The following is a 21043-nucleotide window of genomic DNA, read 5'->3' as shown; positions in this document are numbered from 1 at the left end:
ATGAACACGACTACTCAAAACACCCATCCGACCTCAACCGCCAACACCCCGACGCTGGGCGCCCGCATCCGCCATCCTCGGATTGCCTGCACCATCGAGGAATGCCAACTGATGCTGACCGCCGGCTCCAGTGCGGACCTGATTCTTGTCTGTGGTCCGACCGGCGTCGGTAAAAGTACGCTGGGTCATTTTCTGGTCACAGAAGAACTGAAACTACAAGCAGGGGAGATGGCCACCAATCCGGGATTCATGCCGGCCATCCGCGTCGAAGCACCTGCATCTGGAGAAAAGGAGTTCTCCTGGCGTTTGTTCTACCAGCGCATCCTGCATGAACTGGAGGGCGAATTGGACGCGCCACGCACTGCATATGGCGTCGACCCCGAAACCGGTAAGGTCGTGCGCCCGCGCGGCAACAATACCAACCGCCTGTCCGGCCTGCGTACGGCCGTGGAGCGCTCGCTGCGCAATCGGGGAACCCGTTTTATCGTCGTCGACGAGGCGGCCCACATCATCAATCAATGCCCGCCTGCGCGGCTGGCCCAGCAGCTGGATACGCTAAAGTCCCTCTCCAACGAATATGGCGTGCAATGGGTTCTGCTTGGCTCCTACGACCTGTTCGACCTGATGAGCCTGAGCGGTCAATTGGCACGGCGGGCTCACGTGGTTCATTTCAGCCGCTATCGCCACGACCAGGATGTCGACGTCCGCTGCTTCAACGGTTGCCTCAAGCAATTGGCCAAAGGCATGCCGGCACTGCAAAACCTCGACTTGGTGCGCTACGCCGAGGCATTTCATCAAACCACGCTGGGCTGTATCGGCACCCTGCGTGCGGTTTTGATGCGCCTAGACCGCCTCGTAGCCAGCAAAGGTTGGTCCGAGGACGCTTTGTGCACCGCATTGCTGACCGATGCACAAGTTACCCAGATTACACGTGAAGTCCTTGAGGGGGAGGAGCGGATTGCTCCCGGCCTACACCGTAATTCACTGTCCATGGATACCGTCCGTACCCCCAAAGCTGCCTGATGAGTACCATGAACAATCCCCGTACGACTCTCCATGCCCTAGTGCCGATGGGGCAAGGCACGACTGAAGTCGAAAGCCTGACCAGCTACTTCTGCCGCCTGGCTCACTCACACGGAATGACTGCGCGTAACCTGGCGGCCTGGACGCTTGAACATTACGAGCAGCCGATTCCTGACGATTTCAAGTGGTTCCGCCGCTCGTTCGGCGGGATGTCCACTGAAACAGAACAGTGGGCAGTATGGCTGGCGGAGCTGACCGGCATTGCCAACCTGGACCATCTCACCTTGGTGCCATGGCGCCATCTGATTTCCAATCCGGGTTTGCCCCCGGCCTCTGACCGCTGGTGTCCCTGCTGCCTGACTGAAGACCGGGCACAACAGCAATCGCCATATCTGCGCCTCAGCTGGGATTTTGCGCCGGTAACCGCCTGCCTTCGCCACAAGGTTGGGCTGCGTTCTGAGTGCCCGCATTGTGTCAAATCGAATGTGCGCAATCGCGCCACCACTGTGGTTGTGGGCTATTGCACTTCGTGCGGCGGATTTTTGGGGGATGCCGAAACAGAAGCGGCCACGCCACAAGCGCTCTGGAGTGCCCGGCAAGTAGGGCAGATGCTGGCCACACCACCGCGAATTGCCACCGACGGCGTTACCAAACTGCTTGAAACCATCATCGAAAAAATGGCCGACGGCAATGCGGCGGCCTTTGCTCAGGAGCTCAACCTCTCCAAAAGCGGCGTTTGGTATTGGCTCCGGAAAGGCGGACTGCCGACGCTACCGGCCTGGCTCAGCATTGCGCTTCATGGTGGAATTAGCCTAGAAAAGCTCTACGCCGGCGAGCTCGCAAACTGGAAATTGCCAACCGAACCGGTGCAGTTTGCGATGCAACTTTCCATGTCACCGCGCAAGGGAATTCAGTCTCGTGAATTAGATTGGGAGGCTATTCGCCAACAATTGCACGGGATACTGGCAGAGGAGGTGCCGATTACCTTGGCAGAAGCGTGCCAGCGTACCGGTGTTGAACACAAGCTGCTTTATCTGCGAGCCAATACCGAAGCTCGAGCCATTGCAGACCGTTATCGTCGTCACCAAGCAGCCCTGAAGGAAGCTAAGGAAGCCCGTCTACAGGCCGAAGTAGGTGAGCTGATTCGAGAGCGACTGGATGCCGGATACGAAGGCATTAGTGCTCGGGAGGTCTGGCTGCAGCTGGATGGCGACTTGAAGACCATTCGCCATACCTACCGGCAAGTAGCCAAAGCCATCGCGGCGAACGACTAAACAAATTCGGCAGTTCAAAAGCAAAACGGAACCAAATTGGTTCCGTTTTTTTGCATCTTGATTTTGTAGAAATCGAAGCAAAACGAAGCAAAACTTTCGACTCTACATCGGGAAACCCGATAAACCAAAATGTGTCCTATCGTGAAATAAAGCATTTACTGGCCTGGTGGCCACTTTATGCTTTACGGCACATTTGTTTTCCTGTGCGGTCCACTTTCGTGGTGGGCGGTACTGGGATCGAACCAGTGACCCCTGCCGTGTGAAGGCAGTGCTCTACCGCTGAGCTAACCGCCCGCACAAGAGCCGCGCATTTAACCACAATCGGCCATACGGGTCAAACGCCGGTCAGCTAAAATACCGTTTTTTGCCTCACTTGATTCTGGATTCCATGAAACCCGTTCGCACCCGTTTCGCCCCCAGCCCCACCGGCTACCTGCACATCGGCGGTGCCCGCACCGCACTTTTCTCCTGGGCCTACGCTCGTCGCCATGGCGGCACCTTCGTGCTGCGCATCGAAGATACCGATGTCGCCCGCTCGACTCCCGAAGCCGTGCAAGCCATTCTCGACGGCATGGCCTGGCTGGAGCTGACACACGACGACGGTCCGTACTACCAGATGCAGCGCATGGACCGCTACAAGGCGGTGATTCAAGAAATGCTGACCAAGGGCCACGCCTACTATTGCTACACCAGCAAGGAAGAGCTCGACGCCCTGCGTGCCGAGCAGGAAGCCCAGAAGATCAAGCCGCGTTACGATGGCCGCTGGCGCCCGGAAGACGGCAAAACCCTGCCGCCCCCGCCTGCTGGTATCGACCCGGTCGTCCGCTTCCGCAACCCGAAGGGTGGTGCAGTGGCCTGGGACGATGCCGTGAAGGGCCGCATCGAGATCAGCAACGACGAACTCGACGACCTGATCATCGCCCGCGCCGACGGCACGCCGACCTACAATTTCTGCGTCTGCGTCGACGACTGGGACATGGGGATCACCCACGTCATCCGCGGCGACGACCATGTGAACAACACGCCGCGCCAGATCAACATCCTCAAGGCCCTGGGCGCGGAGGTACCGACCTACGCCCACCTCTCGATGATCCTCGGCGACGACGGCGCCAAGCTGTCCAAGCGCCACGGTGCCGTCTCCGTGATGCAGTACGACGAGGATGGCTTCCTCAAGGAAGCGCTCATCAATTACCTTGCCCGCCTCGGCTGGTCGCACGGCGACGACGAAGTCTTCTCGCGCCAGCAGTTCGTCGAATGGTTCGACCTCGACCACATCACCGCCTCCGCTGCTCAATTCAATACTGAAAAGCTGCTCTGGCTGAACCAGCACTACATGAAACAGCTGCCGGCCGCCGAACTGGCTACCAAGGTCCAGCCGCGTCTCGCTGCCCGCGGCGTGAACACCGATACCGGCCCCTGCCTGGAAAAAGCAGTTGCCCTCTACGTCGACCGCTGCAATACGCTGAACGTACTGGCCGACGCTGTCGAGGTCTTCTATGTACCTGTGAAACCGAACGCTGACCTGCTGGCCCAGCATCTCTCCGACGAAGCGCGCCCGGCGCTGGCCGACTTCGCCGCCGGCATTGCCGGCATCGCCTGGGAAGCGCCAGCCATCAACGCCTTGATCAAGGAATGTGTCACCCGGCATGGCCTCAAGATACCGAAGCTAGCCATGCCGCTGCGTGTCCTTCTGACCGGCCAGGCGCAGACGCCTTCGGTCGATGCCGTGATCAGCCTGATCGGTCGCGAGAAAGTTTTGACGTTGCTTTCAGCTTATCGTTAAAAAATCGCGAAAAGCCCTTTACAAGGACCAATGAGCTCCCTATAATGCGGCCTTCTTTCGCGGCGGGGGTATAGCTCAGCTGGGAGAGCGCTTGCATGGCATGCAAGAGGTCAGCGGTTCGATCCCGCTTACCTCCACCAAAAGCGCGAAAGAAAAAGTCCGGGTCCCCATCGTCTAGAGGCCTAGGACACCGCCCTTTCACGGCGGTAACTGGGGTTCGAATCCCCATGGGGACGCCAAGAATTTGGCAGTAGAAGGTTAAAGTGCGGAGTGGTAGTTCAGTCGGTTAGAATACCGGCCTGTCACGCCGGGGGTCGCGGGTTCGAGTCCCGTCCACTCCGCCAGTTTTACGGATTGCAGGGAAACCTGCTTTCCGGGTCATCAGACCAAAACGTAGTTTGGCTGTCTCCTCGTGGGGGTATAGCTCAGCTGGGAGAGCGCTTGCATGGCATGCAAGAGGTCAGCGGTTCGATCCCGCTTACCTCCACCAAGCGACCAAACTACAAAAATGCAGTTTTGTCCGGGTCCCCATCGTCTAGAGGCCTAGGACACCGCCCTTTCACGGCGGTAACTGGGGTTCGAATCCCCATGGGGACGCCAAGAATTTGGCAGTAGAAGGTTAAAGCGCGGAGTGGTAGTTCAGTCGGTTAGAATACCGGCCTGTCACGCCGGGGGTCGCGGGTTCGAGTCCCGTCCACTCCGCCAGTCATAAAAAAACCAGCTTCGGCTGGTTTTTTTATGCCCATTTTTATAGCATCTCTCGAAAGGCTGCTCCGAGCGACGCGGTATAATCATGCCCTCCTGAAATTGCGCGAGCCAGGCACGTCCCACATGCAGCACAGCAACAATTCATCGCCTCTGCTCAAGATTCGCAAGACACTGTCGGCCATCGTATTCAGCCTGCTGGCCACCCCAACCCTGGCCCAACTGGGTGATCTGTCGATCTTCCCGTCACTGAAAATCCCCTCACCCTCCGAGCAACCGACCAGAAGCACCGACGATTCGCTGACGGTACACGAGATTCAGGGAGCGCCGGCGCTCCCGGTCAGCATCGACCTGACGGCGCGCGAAAACAATCTATGGGACCGGATTCGCAACGGCTTTGCGATGACCGATCTCAACGACGACCTGGTTCTGCACTATCAACAGTGGTACCAGAACCGCCCGGATGCCCTGCGCCGCATGGTCGAGCGTAGCCGCCCCTACCTCCACCACATCGTCGAGGAATTGGAGGCGCGCGGCATGCCGACTGAGCTGGCTCTGCTGCCGATGGTCGAAAGTTCATTCAACCCCAATGCCTACTCACGCGCCCATGCCTCGGGCCTGTGGCAGTTCATCCCAGCCACCGGCAAGCGCTTTAATCTCGAACAGAACTGGTGGCGTGACGAGCGCCGCGACATCGTTGCCTCAACCAATGCCGCGCTCGATTACCTGCAGACCATCTACGACATGCACGGTGACTGGCATCTGGCGCTGGCCTCGTACAACTGGGGCGAAGGCGCCGTCAAGCGCGCCATCGTCAAGAACGAAGCGCGCGGACTGCCAACTGACTATCCCAGCCTGAACATGCCGAACGAGACGCGGCACTATGTTCCTAAGCTGCAGGCGCTGAAGAACATTTTCGGCAACCCAGGCCTGATTGCCCGCCTCGGCCTACCCTTCATTCCGAACGAACCGTACTTCGCCACCCTGGAAAGCCCGCAGCCGATCGACGTCAAGACGGCAGCACGACTGGCTAACATGTCGATGGAGGAATTCCAGCGCCTGAACCCGTCGCACAACCGGCCGATCATCAAGCCGGACACGCCAGTGGTGATTCCTGCCGACAAAGTCGACACCTTCCGCAGCAACCTGCACGCCAGCAAGGTGCCGCTGACGCAATGGCAGGCCTACACGGTCACCACGGCGGAACGCCTGGACCAGATTGCCGCCCGTTTCGACACCAGTGCCGCCGAACTGGCCCGCGTCAACGGTCTCTCCGAAAAGGTGCGACTGGGTGCCGGCTCGACCCTGCTCGTTCCCGGGAGCGGCAACACTTCGGGACTGACCTCACTACTCAATGCCGCAGCACCGCAACACATCATCGCCCCCGAACGAACAGCCCGCACCTGCGGAAAGCCGGCGAAAAAAGGCGCCAAGGCGTGCGTGACGCGTGACGAACATGTACCTGCCAAAAGCGACAAGACCAGCAAGGTGGGGCCGGCAAAAGGCGATAAGACAATTTCAAAGGCCGGCACCAACAAGGCCTCGGCACCTTCCGGAAAGCCTCAACCGAAGGCAGCACAGGGCAAGCCCGCAACCGCCAAACCGGCAAGCTCCCCGAGCAAGAGCGCCAAACCGACGGGGAAATCCCGCCAGTAATTCAGGCCAGCAAGTGGCAACGCGTGCTGTGCGTTGCCGTCACCTCAACCGTCTCCGGATAGCGGCTGCGACAGACGTCCCAGGCATGCGGGCAGCGCGGGTGGAAATGACAACCGCTCGGCGGATTGGCCGGCGATGGTGTTTCACCGGGCAGGCGAATAACCGCCGTCGCTCCCTCCAGGCGAGGCACCGGAACGGCCGACAACAAGGCCTGGGTGTAAGGATGTCGCGGCGTACGCAACACCTCTTCGGCCCGCCCTCGCTCGACGATCCGGCCGAGGTACATCACCGCGATATCGTGCGCCAGGTACTCCACCACCGCGAAGTTGTGAGTGATGAACAGGTAGGCCACACCAAGTTCCGACTGGAGTTTTCTGAGGAGGTTGAGGATCTGTGCCTGGACCGACACATCAAGCGCCGAGGTTGGCTCGTCGCAGATCAGCAGGCCTGGCTGCACGGCCAACGCCCGCGCCACGGCGATACGCTGGCGTTGGCCGCCGGAAAATTCATGCGGGTAGCGATCAATGGCATCTTCCGGCAGCCCGACCTGGGCAAGCAGCGCCCCCATGGCTTCGCGTCGGGCGCGCACGTCACCAACGACTCCCAAGGCATCCATCCCCTCGGCAATGATCTCGCCGACCCGCAACCGGGGATTGAGCGAGGCAAATGGGTCCTGGAAGATCATCTGCATGTGGCGACGCGCCGCGCGCAGGCGCCCTCCTTTCAGCCCAACCAGTTGCTGACCGCCGAGGCGAACAGAACCCCCGGCCGGGGAAATCAGCTGCAACAGCGCCTTGCCCACCGTTGTCTTGCCGCAGCCCGACTCGCCGACCAGCGCCAAGGTCCGCCCCGGCGCAATGCCCAGCGAGACACCATCGACCGCCTTGACATGGCCGACCGTCCGCTGCAGGAGACCCTTGCGAATCGGAAAATGGACCTTAAGGTCGTCGATCTGCAGAAACTCCCTGCCGCCCGGGACGGAGAGGTCGCTTATTTCATGGCCACCATCCGCCACATCCGCGGCCACCTCCAGCCAGTGACAGCGGACGACATGTGCCTGCTCGTCGCGCCAGGCCGGCGACTGCTCGCGGCAGAGTGGCATGGCGTGCTGGCAACGCGCGGCGAACCGACAGCCGGCAGGCATGGCGGCCAGCGAAGGAACCTGGCCGGGAATCGTGGTCAGACGCTGGCCGCGTCGCGATATATCCGGCAAAGCCTTGAACAGCGCCTGGGTATAGGGGTGGCGCGGCTCGCCGAAAAAAGCCTCGCGGCTGGCCACCTCGACCAGTTCGCCGGCATACATGACGCCGACACGGTGCGCCATGCGGGCAACGACGCCCAGGTCGTGGGTAATGAGCAGGATGGCCATGCCACGCTCAGCCTGCAGGCGGACCAGCAGGTCGAGAATCTGCGCCTGGACGGTGACATCGAGCGCCGTGGTCGGCTCGTCGGCAATCAGGAGTTCGGGTTCGCCGGCCAGCGCGATGGCGATCATCACCCGCTGCTTCATGCCGCCCGAAAACTGGAAGGGGTATTCGCTGAGCCGACGTTCCGGGTCGGCGATACCGACCTGGCGCAGCAACTCGACCATGCGCTCGGTAGCTGCCGCACCGGTCAGGCCGAGGTGGCGTTCCAGCACCTCGCCGATCTGCTGGCCGACCGTGAGCACCGGATTGAGGCTGGTCGCCGGCTCCTGGAAGATCATCGCCATCCGGCCACCGCGCCAGGTACGCATATCGGCTTCCGGCAAGGCCAGCAGGCTCTCGCCCTCCATAACCACGCTGCCGCCAAGCACCCGCCCGTTGGCCGGCAACAGGCGCATGATGCCCTGCGCGGTGACCGACTTGCCGCAACCCGATTCGCCGAGCAGGGCAAAGGTCTCGCCCTTGGCGATAGTGAAGGAGATGCCGTCGACGGCGGCCAGCGTTTTTTTGCCGGCCATGAAGCCGAGACGGAGATTGTCGACCTTCAGCATCATCCTTGAAACCTCAGCTGGACGCGGCGGCCGGTGCGCCTGGGCGGGATGGCCGGCACGAAGCGACGACGCGGCAGGCTCATGCCTGCAAGGAGGAGCGACAAAGCCGGACGCCAGTCCAGAAGTGCCAGCAGCCGCGTAGCGCTGTCACCCAACGAGTGAATTGCCTCGAAGGCGCAAAGGCCTGTTCTCGTGCAGCCAGCCATCAATGAATAAGCGGTCAACTGAGGTTTCAAGGATCACGCCCTCGGGTCGAATGCGTCGCGCACGGCGTCGGCGAACAGGTTGGCAGCCAGCACCAGGATGAACATCGCGGCAAAGGCTGCCGCCAGCGACCACCAGACCACCGGCTCGCGGCCCAGCTCCATGCGGGCGTTATTGATCATGGTGCCGAAGCTGGTCATGGTCGGATCGACGCCAATACCGACGTAGGACAGCACGGCTTCGGCCAGCACCAGCCCGGAGAAATCCATGACCAGCGCGATGATGACGATGTGCATCAGGTTGGGCAGGATATGGCGGATAATGATGCGCCAGCTCGACACACCGAAAGCTTGCGCCGCCTGGATGTATTCCAGCTCGCGCAGCTTCAGCGTCTCGCCGCGCAGCAGCCGGCACAGGCCGGTCCACGAGGTGATGCCGAGGATGAAGCAGAGCGCCAGCAGGCGCAGGTCGGCCCGCTCGGCGGCGGTCGAGAACCACTGCGGATGCGTGTCGATGACCACCTGCATCATCAGTACGGCGGCGGCGATGAGCAGCACGCCGGGAATCGAGTTGAGCACGGTATAGACGTACTGGATCGCATCGTCGACCCAGCCGCGAAAATAGCCGGCGACGATGCCGAGCAGCACGGCCATGGGCAACATGACCAGCGTGGTGACCAGGCCGATGATCAGGCCGGTGCGCACGCTTTTCAGAATCTGGTACAGCACGTCCTGCCCCACCTTGTCGGTGCCGAATACATGGTACTGCCCGGACAGCCAGAACAGCGGCACACCAACCAGCAACATCAGGCCCAACGCAGTGAGCACCGCATTCCACGCAAAGGCCGTGTCGCCGCGCCAGATGCGCTGCCAGCCCGAGCCCGCAGCCTTGCCGCGCCCGACTGCGGCAGCAGCCAGACCGGCCACCGCCAGCCACCCCAGGAAAGCCAGCACCCCGGCACGGAAGGCAGTAAAGCCGGCATCGGCCGCTACCTCGTCCTCACGCCCAGCCAGATGCTTGCCACCGTATTTCAGTCGCGGGTACTCGCGTACCGCCCCCTGCCCCGGCACGTCGACGGTTTCCTTGGCATACAGGCGGGTGGCGAAGGGCTCGGAGTAGGTTTTCTCGTTGCGGGTGCGCAACGGCGTCACCAACGCATCAAGCGCCGACAGCACATCGACGGCATATTGCGTCTTCTGCCCCGGCTTGCCCTCCAGCGCCGGCCGGTAATGCAGCGAATCGAGCAGGCCGACCAGAATGAAGGCGAGCAGGACGGTGGCCGAGGCCATGCCGACACGGTTGGCCCCGACGCGTCGCCAGGCCGCCAGCAAGGGCGGAGTCCGCCGAATGAGCACGCCGACACCGATACCGGCCGCGACCAGCAACCAGACCAGCATATCGGACCAGAGAACGACGATCTGGAAGCCCATCATTCGAAGCGTATCCGCGGGTCGACCAGTGTGTAGGAGATATCGGTCAGGATCAGGCCAACGATATAAAGCACCGAACCGATGAAGACCATCGAGCGCACCACCGCGAAATCCTGAGCATTGATCGCGTCGATGGTATAGCTGCCGAGGCCCGGAATGCCGAAGAAGGACTCGGTCAGCAGCGAGCCCATGAAGAGCAGCGGAATAACCACGACCACGCCGGTGAGAATGGGGATCATCGCATTGCGCAGGATGTGCCGGAAAAAGACCAGCGTTTCCGGCAAGCCCTTGGCACGGGCGGTTCGCACGTAATCCTTGCTCACCTCCTCAAGAAAGATGGTCCGATACCAGCGCGCCGACGAGCCAATCCCGGAGACCACGCCGATCAGGACCGGCAGGATCAGGAAGCGCCACGCCTCCAGCCCGTCGCCGAAGCCGGAAATCGGTACCAGCCGCCACACTTTGCTGATCAGGTACTGGCCGCCGATGATGTAGAACAGGCCGGAAATCGACATCATCGCCACGCACAGCACGACGCCCCAGAAGTCGAAGGCGGTGGCGCGGAAGAAGGCCAGCGTCAGCGCGAAACTCACCGTCACGAACAGGCCGAGGATGAACGTGGGCAGTGCAATGGCCAAGGAGGGGCCCATACGGTTGCCAATTTCGCGGGCGATGTCGCGGCCATCCTCGGCGCGCCCGAAATCGCCAACGAACATGCGCGCCGACTTCTGGAAAAACACCGTATCGGTCAGCGTCGCCAGTCCGGCGGCTTCGCCATTGATCAACAGCGGTTTGTCGTAGCCGCGCTCGACCTTCCACTTCTCGATCGCCTCCGGCGTCACGCGCTTGACCCCAAGCTGCATGCGCGCCATGTCGTCGGGCGTGTTGACAACGAAGAACAGCGCAAAGGTAACGAGATTGACCCCGATCAGGATGGGCAGCGCGTAGAAAAGGCGGCGAACGATGTAGGCGAGCATTGCCGCGATTATGCCAAGACCTGGCGGTGCTTGTAAGCCGGCACACCCGCCTGGGTGCGGGATTTGTACCCGCGCACTTCACAAAGCTTTACACAGTCGAGACAAGCGTTCCATCGGCCTCGGTTATACTCCGCGCCACCACGCGGTTGCCCCTGTCCGATCCGGCCCGGAGGCAAAAAAAAGCCACGTTCATCAGCCGGACAACGACTGGCAAACATGGCTTCTTTAAACCCTGGCGGAGAGGGAGGGATTCGAACCCTCGGTACCTTGCAGTACGCCTGATTTCGAATCAGGTACATTCGACCACTCTGCCACCTCTCCGCGGGAGCGAGATAATAGCACAAGAGATGCGCTGTATAGAACGACTGTTACTGTTGATCGTTGTTTTTTTTATCGCCGGCTGCGGCGAGGGTTTTGGACGCCTGCCCTTCCCGACGCCGGCACAACACGATCTCGTTGTCCTCATCCGCCCCGGCCAGCTCACCTACACGACAGATGAAAACGGAAATCCGGGCGGCCTCGAATACGATTTGATCCAGACTTTCGCTCAGGAACTCGGCGTCGGCGTCAAATATCTGGTTGCCGAACCGGATGCGCTGGACGCGCAGCTCGCCGGCACCCGCTACCACCTGGCGGCCGGCTGGCTTTCCCCCGGCGCCGACACCGACATCCAGAACACACCGCCCATTTTCCAGACCCGCGACATCCTGATCCAGCATGAAGCCACCCTGCCCCTGACCGGCCCGGAACAGCTGAGCGGCAAGCGCGTGCATGTGATGGCCGGCTCGCGCCAGGCCGAAACCTTGCGCCAACTGGCCCGTGACATCCCGGACATCACGGTGGTCGAATTCAATGATGCCGACGTTCTGACCCTGCTCGAACAGCTTGGCAACCGGCGCATCGACTATGTCGCTCTCGACGAAAGCCTCGAGGACATCGCCAACCAGCATGTACCCAACCTGCACTCGTCATTGGTACTGAGCGAGAACCGCCCCGTTGTCTGGGCACTGGGCAGGCACCCCAATGCCGAACTCAAGGCCCGCCTCGAAACCTTTGTCGAACGGGTACAGCACGACGGCACGCTGGCTCGCCTGGAAGATCGCTACCTCGGCCACGTTCGACGCCTGGAACAAGCCGATATCGTCAAATTTCTCGGCGCCGTCGAAACCACCCTGCCCAAGTTCCGCAAATACTTCCAGGCGGCTCAGGTGCTGACCGGGATCGACTGGCGCCTGATCGCCGCCGTGGCCTATCACGAATCGCAGTGGGACCCGAACGCCACCAGCTATACCAACGTGCGCGGCATCATGATGCTGACCGAGGATACCGCCGACCGCCTGCAGGTCGGCAATCGCCTCGACCCGAGCGAAAGTATCCTGGCCGGAGCGCGCTACATCAACCTGCTCAAGGAACAGCTACCCGACGATGCCGAGGAGCCGGACCGTACCTGGCTGGCGCTGGCGGCCTACAACATCGGCCCCGGTCACTTCAACGCGGCGCGCAGCCTCGCCCGGCAACTCAAGGCAGACCCCAACGCCTGGTACGAGATGAAGCGCGTCCTGCCCAAGCTATCGCAACCCAAAATCGCACAACAGCTCAAGATCGGCAAGGCGCGCGGCGGCGAGGCGGTCATCCTGGTCGAGAACATCCGCAGCTACTACGATATCCTGCAGCGCAACGCCCCGCCCTTCGGGCCGACCCCGAAGGCTGCCGAAAGCCTGAAGCGCCTGGTGCTCGAAGTCGAAGAGCGGCGCAAGGCCTACGCGCGACGGATGACAGCCGCCAAAGCCGTCGGTGAGCCCGGCGACGATACGGATAACCGCCCTCCGCGGTTGCCAACCATCGAGGCCCGCGCGAGCAACTGACATAAAAAATCCCCGCCCGGCTTGATGCCTGCGGGGATCAGGTTAAACCCTTCGGCACATGGCGCGGATCAGCGCAACGGCTCCAGCAGCTCCAGACCACCCATGTACGAACGCAGCGCCGCCGGAATTACCACGCTGCCATCGGCCTGCTGGTTGTTCTCGAGAATGGCCACCAGCGTACGGCCGACAGCCAGGCCGGAACCATTCAAGGTGTGGCACAACTCCGGCTTGTTCTTTTCGTTACGGAAGCGAGCCTGCATGCGGCGAGCCTGGAAGGCGCCGAAATTCGAGCAGGACGAAATTTCACGATAGGTCTCCTGCGCCGGCAGCCAGACTTCGAGGTCGTAGGTCTTGGCAGCCGAGAAACCCATGTCCCCCGAGCACAGCACCATACGTCGGTACGGCAGTTCCAGCGCCTCGAGAATGGCTTCGGCATGACCGGTCAACTCCTCATGCGCGGCAGCCGACTGGTCGGGATGGACGACCTGCACCAATTCGACCTTGTCGAACTGGTGCTGGCGGATCATGCCGCGCACGTCGCGCCCACCCGAACCTGCTTCGGAACGGAAACATGGCGTATGGCAGACGAGCTTCAAGGGCAGAGCCTCGGCAGCGAGAATCTCGTCGCGCACGATGTTGGTCACCGGCACTTCGGCGGTCGGGATCAGGTAGAGCGGGTCCTGCTCGCCGCGCAGTACCTTGAACAGGTCTTCCTCGAACTTGGGTAGCTGGCCGGTACCGAACAGGCTGGCGGCGTTCACCAAGTAAGGTGCATAAACCTCGGTGTAACCATGCTGCATGGTGTGCGTATCAAGCATGAACTGGGCGAGCGCGCGATGCAGACGGGCCATGCCGCCCTTGAGCAGCGAGAAGCGAGCGCCGGAAATCTTGGCCGCCGTGGCGAAATCGAGCTGGTTCAGCCCTTCGCCGATATCGGTGTGATCCTTGACTGCGAATGCGAAGGTCTTTGGCGTGCCCCAGCGCTTCATTTCGACATTGCCGGCTTCGTCTTCGCCAACCGGAACGGACTCATCCGGAATGTTCGGCAGCGTGGCAAGGATGGCGTTGAACTTTTCCAGCAATTCGCCGAGGCGCGCCTCGGAAGCCTTCAGTTCGTCACCCAGCGCGCCGACCTGGGCCATGACCTCGGAAGCATCCTCCCCCTTGCCCTTCAACATGCCGATCTGCTTCGACAGGCTGTTGCGCTGCGCCTGCAGATCCTGCGTGCGGGTCTGCAGCGTCTTGCGCTCGGCCTCCAATGCCGAGAATTCGCTGAAGTCGATCGGCTTGCCGCGCTTGGCCAGGCCGGCGGCAACGGTGTCGAGATGGGTACGGAGTTGTTGGATGTCGAGCATGAGAAATCCTGAATCGTGACAATCGGCCGGAAATGCGGCTAAGCCTCAAATTATACGCGAGGCGCCGCCGGCGCCGGCCTGCCCGGCGCACCAATCGCACATGAACCGGGCACCAATCAAGGCAGCCTATGCCCCCATCAGGCCCCGATTTGGCCGCCGCGGTGATTTGACCTAGCATTAGCACTTGCTTCTACTTCTCCCCCGCATGCCCTCCCCCGCCCCATCCTCTGCCTGCTTTTCGCCGCTCCCCGCCTGGCTGCGCGCCTATGCGCGCCCCCACCTCGCCGACGATATCGTCGCCGGGTTGATTGTTGCCGTCCTCGCCCTGCCGCAAAGCCTCGCCTATGCCCTGCTGGCCGGACTGCCGCCACAGGCCGGGTTGTACGTCAGTATCCTGCCAGCCTTTGCCTATGCCTGGGTGGGCAGTTCGATGGTTCAGGCAGTCGGCCCGGTGGCGATCACCTCGATCATGACATTGACCGTGTTGGCCCCGCTCGCCACCCCACACTCGCCGGAATATGTGACGCTGGCCGCCAGCCTGTCGCTGCTCACCGGCGCACTGCTGGTGCTGGCCGCCGTCTTGCGCCTCGGCTTTCTCGCCCAATTGTTGAGCCGGCCGGTGACACAGGGCTTTCTCACCGGCTCGGCCATCCTCATTGTCATCAGCCAGGTCCACCACGTCTTCGGCGTCGCACGCCTGAGCGAACTACCGGACTTCCTGCACCACCTGCTGGCCGGCCAGTTGGCACCGACTGCCCAACTGGGCATTGCCTGCCTGCTCGCCATGGCCCTCAACCGCTATGTGCTCGGCGCCCTGCTCGCCCGCCTCGGCCTGCCGCAACGGGCTGCGGCCTTCGCCGTGCGGCTGATGCCGCTGCTCATCGTTGGCCTGGCTACGCTGGCGGTCATTCGCCTCCAGCTCGCCGCACAGGGCGTCGCCATCGTCGGCACCATCGGCAGCGGGCTGCCGGCACCGCACTGGGTGTGGCCGACCGATACCGCACTGGGCCAACTGGCCCTGCCGGCCTTGATCATGGCCCTCGTCGGCATGGTGCAGAACATCGCCATGGCACAGGCGCTGGCTATCCAGCGGCGCGAGCGCGTCAGCGCCAACCGCGAAATCCTCGGCCTCGGCGCCGCCAACGTGGTGGCCGCCGTGCATGGCGGCATGCCGGTCGGCGGCGGCGTGTCACGCACTGCACTCAACATCTCGGCCGGCGCCCATACGCCACTGGCCAGCATGGTCACCGCCGCTGCCATGGCCGCCATCGTCCTCGCTGCCGCACCGGCCTTCGCCAGCCTGCCACTGGCCGCGCTGGGCGCGACGATCATGGTGGCAGCCTTTTCGATGATCGACTTCCAGTCGCTGCGCAATGCCTGGGCCTACGACCGGATCGACGCCGCCTCGTGGCTGGGCACGGCCGGCGGCGTGCTCTTCCTCGGGCTGGAAGCGGGCATCGCCATCGGTATCGCCCTGTCGCTCATCGCCCTGATCGTCCGTGCCAGCACGCCGCACATCGCCCGCCTGGGCCGCCTGCCGGGCAGCGAGCACTTCCGCAACGTCGAGCGGCATGCCGTGGATACCCTGCCGCAGGTGCTTTTCCTGCGCATCGACGAAAGCCTGTTCTTCGGCAACCTCCCCGCCGTCGAGGAACGGCTGGCCGCCGAACTGGCGCAGGCGCCGCAACTGCGCCATGTCGTTCTGGTCATGAGCGCGATCAACCGGGTCGACACGACAGCCATGGAAACCCTGTGCGACATCAACCGCAACCTCGGTGAACAAGGTATTGCGCTGCATCTGGCCGAAATCAAGGGGCCGGTGCAGGACCGCCTAAAACGCTCGCCGCTCTGGCCGGCCCTCAACGGGCAGGTCTTTCTGTCGGCCAACGAGGCCTTCGAGGCGCTGCTGCAGGTGGCCGATTAGAGCGCTTTCCGCCCGAACAGGCGGCGCAGCAGACCGGCGAGGCGGTAGATCACATAGCCGGCAAGGATCAGAAATACCGCCAGCAAGCCAAGGAAAACCATGGGCGAGGCCAGCATGGCCCACAGCCCGCCGAGCACCATGCCCTCTTCGCCGAACGACGCCAGCCAGTTGGAGAACGGCTCGGGAGAGGCGTTGATGGCCAGCCGGCTGCCCGCCTTGGCAAAGTGTGTACCGGCAGTAATGGTTCCGCCGACCAGGCCGGCAGCCACGATCCAGGCCGGGTCGACATCACCCATGGCAAACGCTGCCAGCAAGGCGCCGGCCGGGATGCGGATGAAAGTCTGGAAGCTGTCCCATAGCGAATCGAAAGCCGGCACTTTGTCGGCCACCAACTCGGCCAGCGCCATGCCACCGGACGCCGCCATGACCAGCGGATGCGTCAGTACGTGCAAGGATTCCGGCAGGTGCATGTAGCCCAGATGCGCCAGCACGCCGGCCAGAAAGACCACCAGATACAAGCGCAGACCACTCGCCCAGGCCAGCCCGGCAGAGAGGGCGACGGTCTGGACGAGATCCATTATTTCTTGCCAGCCTTGCGGTCGAGTTCGCGCAAGTGGGCCAGTTTCTGGCCGATCTGCCCTTCCAGCCCGCGTGGCGTCGGCTCGTACCAGTGCGGCTCGGCCATGCCGTCCGGCAGGTAGCTTTCACCGGCGGCGTAGGCCTCGGGCTCGTCGTGGGCGTAGCGATACTCCTTGCCGTAGCCCAGTTCCTTCATCAGCTTGGTCGGCGCGTTGCGCAGGTGTACCGGCACCGGCCGCGAGCCATCCTGCTTCACAAAGGCGCGGGCGGCGTTGTAGGCGTTGTAGCCGGCGTTCGACTTGGCTGCCACGGCGAGGTAGGTGACCGCCTGCGCCAGCGCCAGCTCGCCCTCCGGCGACCCCAGGCGCTCGTAGGTTTCGGCCGCATCGTTGGCGATCTGCATGGCGCGGGGGTCGGCCAGACCGATATCTTCCCAGGCCATGCGGATGATGCGCCGGGCCAGGTAGCGCGGGTCGGCACCGCCGTCGAGCATGCGGCAGAACCAGTACAGCGCCCCATCCGGACTGGAGCCGCGCACCGATTTGTGCAGGGCCGAAATCTGGTCGTAGAAAGCATCGCCCCCCTTATCGAAGCGGCGCAGGTTCTGCGCCATGGTCGCCTCGATGAAGGCGCCGTCAACCGTGGCATGTTGGGCGGCATGCGCAGCCGTGCGCACCTGTTCGAGCAGATTGAGCAGACGGCGGGCATCGCCATCGGCCAGCCCGATCAGCCGGGTGCGTGCCTCGTCGTCGAAAGCCAAGTCGGCCAGGGCCTTGTCGCGAGCGCGGTCGAACAGCTGCCCCATCTCCGCCTCGTCGAGCGATTTCAGTACATAGACCGACGCCCGTGACAGCAAGGCCGAGTTCACCTCGAACGATGGGTTCTCGGTCGTGGCCCCGATGAAGGTGAACAACCCGCTCTCGACGAAGGGCAAAAAGCCATCCTGCTGCGCCTTGTTGAAGCGGTGGATTTCATCGACGAAGAGGATGGTACGCCTGCCCTGCCCCCGCCACATCTCGGCCTGCGCCACGGCCTCGCGCACCTCCTTGATACCGGAAAACACGGCCGACAGCGCGATGAATTCGCAGCTGAACTGTGTGGCCATCATCCGCGCCAACGTCGTCTTGCCGACCCCCGGCGGCCCCCACAGGATCATCGAATGCGGCTGCCCTGAGGCGAACGCCAAGCGCAGCGGCTTGCCCGGCCCGAGCAGGTGCTGCTGGCCGATCACCTCGTCCGGCGTCTGCGGGCGCAACTGCTCGGCGAGCGGCGCAGCACGATCAACGGTGTTCTGGGAAAACAAATCGCTCATGACATAAGGCTCCGGAAAATCGTCACGCGTCCTCCGGACCGATAATCGACAACTTGGGAAAATAACTGCGATAGCGCTTCACGTCACGGGTCAGCAGAGACATGCCACGAACCAATGCGTGAGCGCCAATGTAGAAATCCGGCATGGGCGATGTCTTCACGCCATCGCCAAGCCGATAGACACGGAAAGCCTGGCCTGCAAGAAAAGCGGCATCCCACGGCAAATGCTCTCGCACCAGAGGCAAGCCGGCCAGTGCAGCCTCGAGGTCATCGGCACGTTCATAGCGCGGGCTGATTTCGGCAAGAATCAGGGGATTGATCACCAGCGGCCCGCGCTGCCCCTGCTTTTCCAACTGATCAATCGACCAATCGGCCCACGCCGGATCGTCGGCCAGCACATCGATCAATACACAGCTATCCACCAGCGTGGCAGACAACACGGTTACGCCACAGCGTGGCGATGGCTCGCTAAGCACCGGATTTTCCATTGCCTCAACCACGCAGGAAAACCATGAACTCGTCGGTACTCATGCCCTTGAAGGCCGTCGCATTGGCCGAACCGCGCGCCTTGGCAAAAGCCGCACGAATTCCGGAAGACGCTGGCAGCACGGGTCGAATGACGACATCGCCGTTATCCCGTACCTCGAACTCCACCTCGCCATGCGGGTGCAGTCCGGCCTTTTCCCTTACCGCCAGGGGAATGGTTACCTGCCCTTTGCTGGTGATTTTCATAGGCGACTCCAAAATTCTTACTCTTACCAAAGAGTATTACTCAACCAGCAATCTGTAAAGCGTGCGTTCAGACGCCTCAAATCCTTACCGCATCGAGCGGGGAGATCACGCCACGACCGCCCTTGTTCAGCACATGGGTATAGATCATCGTTGTCGAGACATCCGAATGCCCGAGTAACTCCTGAACCGTGCGGATGTCGTAGCCCGACTCCAGCAAATGCGTGGCAAACGAATGCCGCAGGGTATGCGTCGATGCAGGCTTGGCGATTCCCGCCAACCCGACCGCCGCCTTGATAGCCCGTTGCAAGGCCTGTTCGTGCGTATGGTGACGACGCTCAATGCCACTACGCGGATCAACAGACAACTCACGCGCCGGAAAGACCCAGAACCACCCCCAGGCATTTGGCGCAGAAGGATACTTGCGTGCCAGCGCCTCCGGCATCTGCACACCGGGCCGTCCGGCCGCCTCGTCTCGCTCCCAGAGCCCCCGAACACGCGCCATATGGGCCTGCAGAGCCGGAATGACCGATGCCGGCAGTACCGTCAGCCGATCCTTGCCCCCCTTGCCATGACGCACCGTCAACTCACCCCGCTCGAAATCCACATCCTTGACGCGCAGACGTACACACTCCATCAGGCGCATTCCCGTTCCATAAAGCAAACGCGCCATCAAGGCATGGCTCCCCTCCATCACCGTCAATAACCGCTCCACTTCAGCGCGAGACAGCACGACTGGCGCCCGCTTCGGCTTTTTGGGGCGATCCAGATCGGTCAGCCAAGGCAGATCAACACCCAGCACTTCGCGATACAAAAACAGCAGCGCCGACAATGCCTGCTGGTGCGTCGATGCTGCCACCTTCAACTCAGCAGCCAGATAGCCCAGAAACGCCCGAACCTCATCCGCCCCCATGTCCCTGGGGTGACGGCGACCGTGGAAAGCCACAAAACGACGTACCCACTCGACATAGGAACGCTCAGTCCTTATGCTGTAGTGCTTATAGCGAATTGCTTCCCGAACGCGCCCCAGCAAGGTCGAGGATTGGTTTGTTTCCATGCCGTACCTGCCAACGAAAATTCACTGTATATAAAAACAGTAATTTATCTTAAGCCATATGACAAGTAACTTTGGAGCCGCCATGTTCGCCAGCGTAGACGGCGTGGGTCCGGGATACATGGCGTTTGCGCCGCATATCCTGGCACCGCGCCATGCTTTCGTGCCATCCATCCCAGGAAATAATCTGCCCACCCAGCCGAAAACCCTTTTAAATAGGCCATCTTCAGCTGAAGTGCAGGACAGGATGGATGGCGGTTTTCCAGAATGGATGGCGAAATCGCCATCGACTTTACGTTAGAACTAATTCCAAGCAGGTGGAGAGTGAAGATGGCAGGCGAGGTAAACACACACAATCTTAAGGCAGGGGACACAGTGGTTCTCCGGGCCGCTCCGGGCACGTCATACCTAGTCAACTTGGTCATCGCAGATGGAACAAACATCGAAGTAACAATCACTGGAAACAACCCCTGCACTGTCATTTGTGGTCAGCTTGGAATGAACATAAACGTCAATGACCCGCCTCCTATCGGAATTGATATCGAGCACATCAGTCATGGAAATATCCACAACAAATGAGCTTCTATTCGAGATGGTTATTTCAGCCATAAGTTCTAACCCGGCAGTCAACCGGACCTGCGCGAAAAGCCGCGCAGGCCGGTTACTTCTACGTTATGCATTTTAGGAACAATATGAGGAATATCTATCTAAGCGCAATGCTTACAATTGCTCTGGTTGGTTGCGCGACAAGCAGCGGTGAGCCAATAAAAATGTATCCGGGAGAGGTCTTACAGCATGACCATCTTGTTACGTTGCATCCGCCGAGTATTGGAACTGCCGCTATGGTCTTACGAATTGATGGGGAAACTCCAACAAGTTGCTGGAGTAACTGTATGTTTTTTCGTCCAGTTCAGGTTTTACCTGGCAAGCATAGGTTCTCATCAAATAATCTGAACATGCCAAATGGCCAAGAGAACAACTCCATTATCGTCAAAGCACCCAATAATGACCGCCTCCATGTTCTTACTCCTAAAATCGAAAAACTGAGCTTGTTTTCCAGAGGTTACGAATTCGAGTTTGTTGAGACACTAGAACCAGGTAAGCACTATCAGCTTAAGTTTGCTACAACAACAGCGAACGACTGGTGGGTGAACATGGTTACTTGGTGGGATGAGATTTCGGCAAAGTGACGGGTATGA

18 protein-coding genes and 8 tRNA genes are annotated in these 21043 nt (G+C 61.3%); 15 read left to right on the top strand and 11 right to left on the bottom strand.

The features are described 5' to 3' along the window. Both AB6Q56_RS04580 and AB6Q56_RS04575 read left to right on the top strand, forming a co-directional pair. Window positions 1-1023: an ATP-binding protein gene (locus AB6Q56_RS04580; RefSeq protein ID WP_434514422.1), complete on the top strand. Its 1023-nt coding sequence runs from the start codon at window positions 1-3 to the stop codon at window positions 1021-1023. Beyond that, on the top strand, window positions 1023-2297 hold the full coding sequence (locus tag AB6Q56_RS04575; protein WP_434515945.1) for a TniQ family protein: 1275 nt from the start codon (window positions 1023-1025) through the stop codon (window positions 2295-2297). The genes AB6Q56_RS04580 and AB6Q56_RS04575 overlap by 1 nt, the downstream gene beginning before the upstream one ends. Before the next feature lie 219 nt (window positions 2298-2516). Here AB6Q56_RS04575 and AB6Q56_RS04570 read toward each other — a convergent pair. After that, window positions 2517-2591 (bottom strand) — tRNA-Val (locus AB6Q56_RS04570). 94 nt (window positions 2592-2685) lie between these two features. Here AB6Q56_RS04570 and gltX point away from each other — a divergent pair. From gltX to AB6Q56_RS04530, 8 genes are all read left to right on the top strand, one after another. Continuing rightward, complete coding sequence (gltX, locus tag AB6Q56_RS04565) at window positions 2686-4080, top strand: glutamate--tRNA ligase (RefSeq protein WP_434515944.1); 1395 nt, start codon at window positions 2686-2688, stop codon at window positions 4078-4080. Window positions 4081-4144: 64 nt separating this feature from the next. After that, a tRNA-Ala gene (locus AB6Q56_RS04560) sits at window positions 4145-4220 on the top strand. Between the two features lie 23 nt (window positions 4221-4243). Then, a tRNA-Glu gene (locus AB6Q56_RS04555) sits at window positions 4244-4319 on the top strand. 28 nt (window positions 4320-4347) lie between these two features. Beyond that, a tRNA-Asp gene (locus tag AB6Q56_RS04550) sits at window positions 4348-4424 on the top strand. 70 nt (window positions 4425-4494) lie between these two features. Further along, a tRNA-Ala gene (locus AB6Q56_RS04545) sits at window positions 4495-4570 on the top strand. A 34-nt stretch (window positions 4571-4604) separates the two neighbouring features. Then, window positions 4605-4680: transfer RNA gene (locus AB6Q56_RS04540), tRNA-Glu, on the top strand. A 28-nt stretch (window positions 4681-4708) separates the two neighbouring features. Next, window positions 4709-4785 (top strand) — tRNA-Asp (locus tag AB6Q56_RS04535). A gap of 126 nt (window positions 4786-4911) precedes the next feature. Further along, window positions 4912-6441: a transglycosylase SLT domain-containing protein gene (locus AB6Q56_RS04530; protein WP_434515943.1), complete on the top strand. Its 1530-nt coding sequence runs from the start codon at window positions 4912-4914 to the stop codon at window positions 6439-6441. A gap of 1 nt (window position 6442) precedes the next feature. On the opposite strand, the gene AB6Q56_RS04525 is transcribed toward AB6Q56_RS04530, so the two are convergent. The 4 genes from AB6Q56_RS04525 to AB6Q56_RS04510 form a co-directional block, all read right to left on the bottom strand. Next, on the bottom strand, window positions 6443-8416 hold the full coding sequence (locus tag AB6Q56_RS04525; protein WP_434517130.1) for an ABC transporter ATP-binding protein: 1974 nt from the start codon (window positions 8414-8416) through the stop codon (window positions 6443-6445). 239 nt (window positions 8417-8655) lie between these two features. Continuing rightward, on the bottom strand, window positions 8656-10050 hold the full coding sequence (locus tag AB6Q56_RS04520; RefSeq protein WP_434517129.1) for an ABC transporter permease: 1395 nt from the start codon (window positions 10048-10050) through the stop codon (window positions 8656-8658). Next, complete coding sequence (locus AB6Q56_RS04515) at window positions 10050-11027, bottom strand: ABC transporter permease (RefSeq protein WP_434515942.1); 978 nt, start codon at window positions 11025-11027, stop codon at window positions 10050-10052. The genes AB6Q56_RS04520 and AB6Q56_RS04515 overlap by 1 nt, the downstream gene beginning before the upstream one ends. Window positions 11028-11260: 233 nt before the next feature. Continuing rightward, window positions 11261-11348 (bottom strand) — tRNA-Ser (locus AB6Q56_RS04510). A 53-nt stretch (window positions 11349-11401) separates the two neighbouring features. Between AB6Q56_RS04510 and mltF the strand changes: the two genes are divergently transcribed. Continuing rightward, complete coding sequence (gene mltF, locus AB6Q56_RS04505; protein ID WP_434515941.1) at window positions 11402-12892, top strand: membrane-bound lytic murein transglycosylase MltF; 1491 nt, start codon at window positions 11402-11404, stop codon at window positions 12890-12892. 68 nt (window positions 12893-12960) lie between these two features. Here the strand turns inward: mltF and serS are convergent, their stop codons facing one another. Further along, window positions 12961-14247, bottom strand: a complete 1287-nt coding sequence (gene serS / locus AB6Q56_RS04500) for a serine--tRNA ligase (RefSeq protein WP_434515940.1) — start codon at window positions 14245-14247, stop codon at window positions 12961-12963. 184 nt (window positions 14248-14431) lie between these two features. Between serS and AB6Q56_RS04495 the strand changes: the two genes are divergently transcribed. After that, window positions 14432-16171 (top strand): SulP family inorganic anion transporter, encoded by a 1740-nt coding sequence (locus AB6Q56_RS04495; RefSeq protein ID WP_434515939.1) that lies wholly within the window; start codon window positions 14432-14434, stop codon window positions 16169-16171. Here the strand turns inward: AB6Q56_RS04495 and AB6Q56_RS04490 are convergent. The 5 genes from AB6Q56_RS04490 to AB6Q56_RS04470 all read right to left on the bottom strand — a co-directional run bounded on the left by AB6Q56_RS04490 (window position 16168) and on the right by AB6Q56_RS04470 (window position 19847). Beyond that, window positions 16168-16749, bottom strand: coding sequence for a DUF4126 domain-containing protein (locus AB6Q56_RS04490; RefSeq protein ID WP_434515938.1), 582 nt, complete (start codon window positions 16747-16749; stop codon window positions 16168-16170). The genes AB6Q56_RS04495 and AB6Q56_RS04490 overlap by 4 nt on opposite strands. After that, window positions 16749-18062 carry a replication-associated recombination protein A gene (locus tag AB6Q56_RS04485; protein WP_434515937.1) on the bottom strand — a complete coding sequence of 438 codons (1314 nt, stop codon included), beginning with the start codon at window positions 18060-18062 and terminating at the stop codon, window positions 16749-16751. The genes AB6Q56_RS04490 and AB6Q56_RS04485 overlap by 1 nt, the downstream gene beginning before the upstream one ends. A gap of 22 nt (window positions 18063-18084) precedes the next feature. Next, window positions 18085-18549, bottom strand: coding sequence for a type II toxin-antitoxin system VapC family toxin (locus AB6Q56_RS04480; RefSeq protein WP_434515936.1), 465 nt, complete (start codon window positions 18547-18549; stop codon window positions 18085-18087). Window positions 18550-18553: 4 nt separating this feature from the next. Beyond that, window positions 18554-18793 carry an AbrB/MazE/SpoVT family DNA-binding domain-containing protein gene (locus AB6Q56_RS04475; protein ID WP_434515935.1) on the bottom strand — a complete coding sequence of 80 codons (240 nt, stop codon included), beginning with the start codon at window positions 18791-18793 and terminating at the stop codon, window positions 18554-18556. Window positions 18794-18869: 76 nt separating this feature from the next. After that, a complete protein-coding gene (locus AB6Q56_RS04470) occupies window positions 18870-19847 on the bottom strand; it encodes an integron integrase (protein ID WP_434515934.1) in 978 nt (325 codons plus the stop codon). 82 nt (window positions 19848-19929) lie between these two features. Between AB6Q56_RS04470 and AB6Q56_RS04465 the strand changes: the two genes are divergently transcribed. From AB6Q56_RS04465 to AB6Q56_RS04455, 3 genes are all read left to right on the top strand, one after another. Then, window positions 19930-20145 carry a hypothetical protein gene (locus AB6Q56_RS04465; protein WP_434515933.1) on the top strand — a complete coding sequence of 72 codons (216 nt, stop codon included), beginning with the start codon at window positions 19930-19932 and terminating at the stop codon, window positions 20143-20145. A 29-nt stretch (window positions 20146-20174) separates the two neighbouring features. Next, window positions 20175-20423 (top strand): hypothetical protein, encoded by a 249-nt coding sequence (locus AB6Q56_RS04460; protein ID WP_434515932.1) that lies wholly within the window; start codon window positions 20175-20177, stop codon window positions 20421-20423. Between the two features lie 113 nt (window positions 20424-20536). Next, window positions 20537-21034: a hypothetical protein gene (locus AB6Q56_RS04455; RefSeq protein WP_434515931.1), complete on the top strand. Its 498-nt coding sequence runs from the start codon at window positions 20537-20539 to the stop codon at window positions 21032-21034. The last annotated feature ends 9 nt before the right edge of the window (window positions 21035-21043 follow it).

Source organism: Dechloromonas sp. ARDL1 (assembly GCF_051122455.1).
Taxonomy (GTDB): domain Bacteria; phylum Pseudomonadota; class Gammaproteobacteria; order Burkholderiales; family Rhodocyclaceae; genus Azonexus.
Note: the sequence above shows the minus strand (reverse complement) of the source record. Positions and strands in the feature narration are given on the sequence as shown.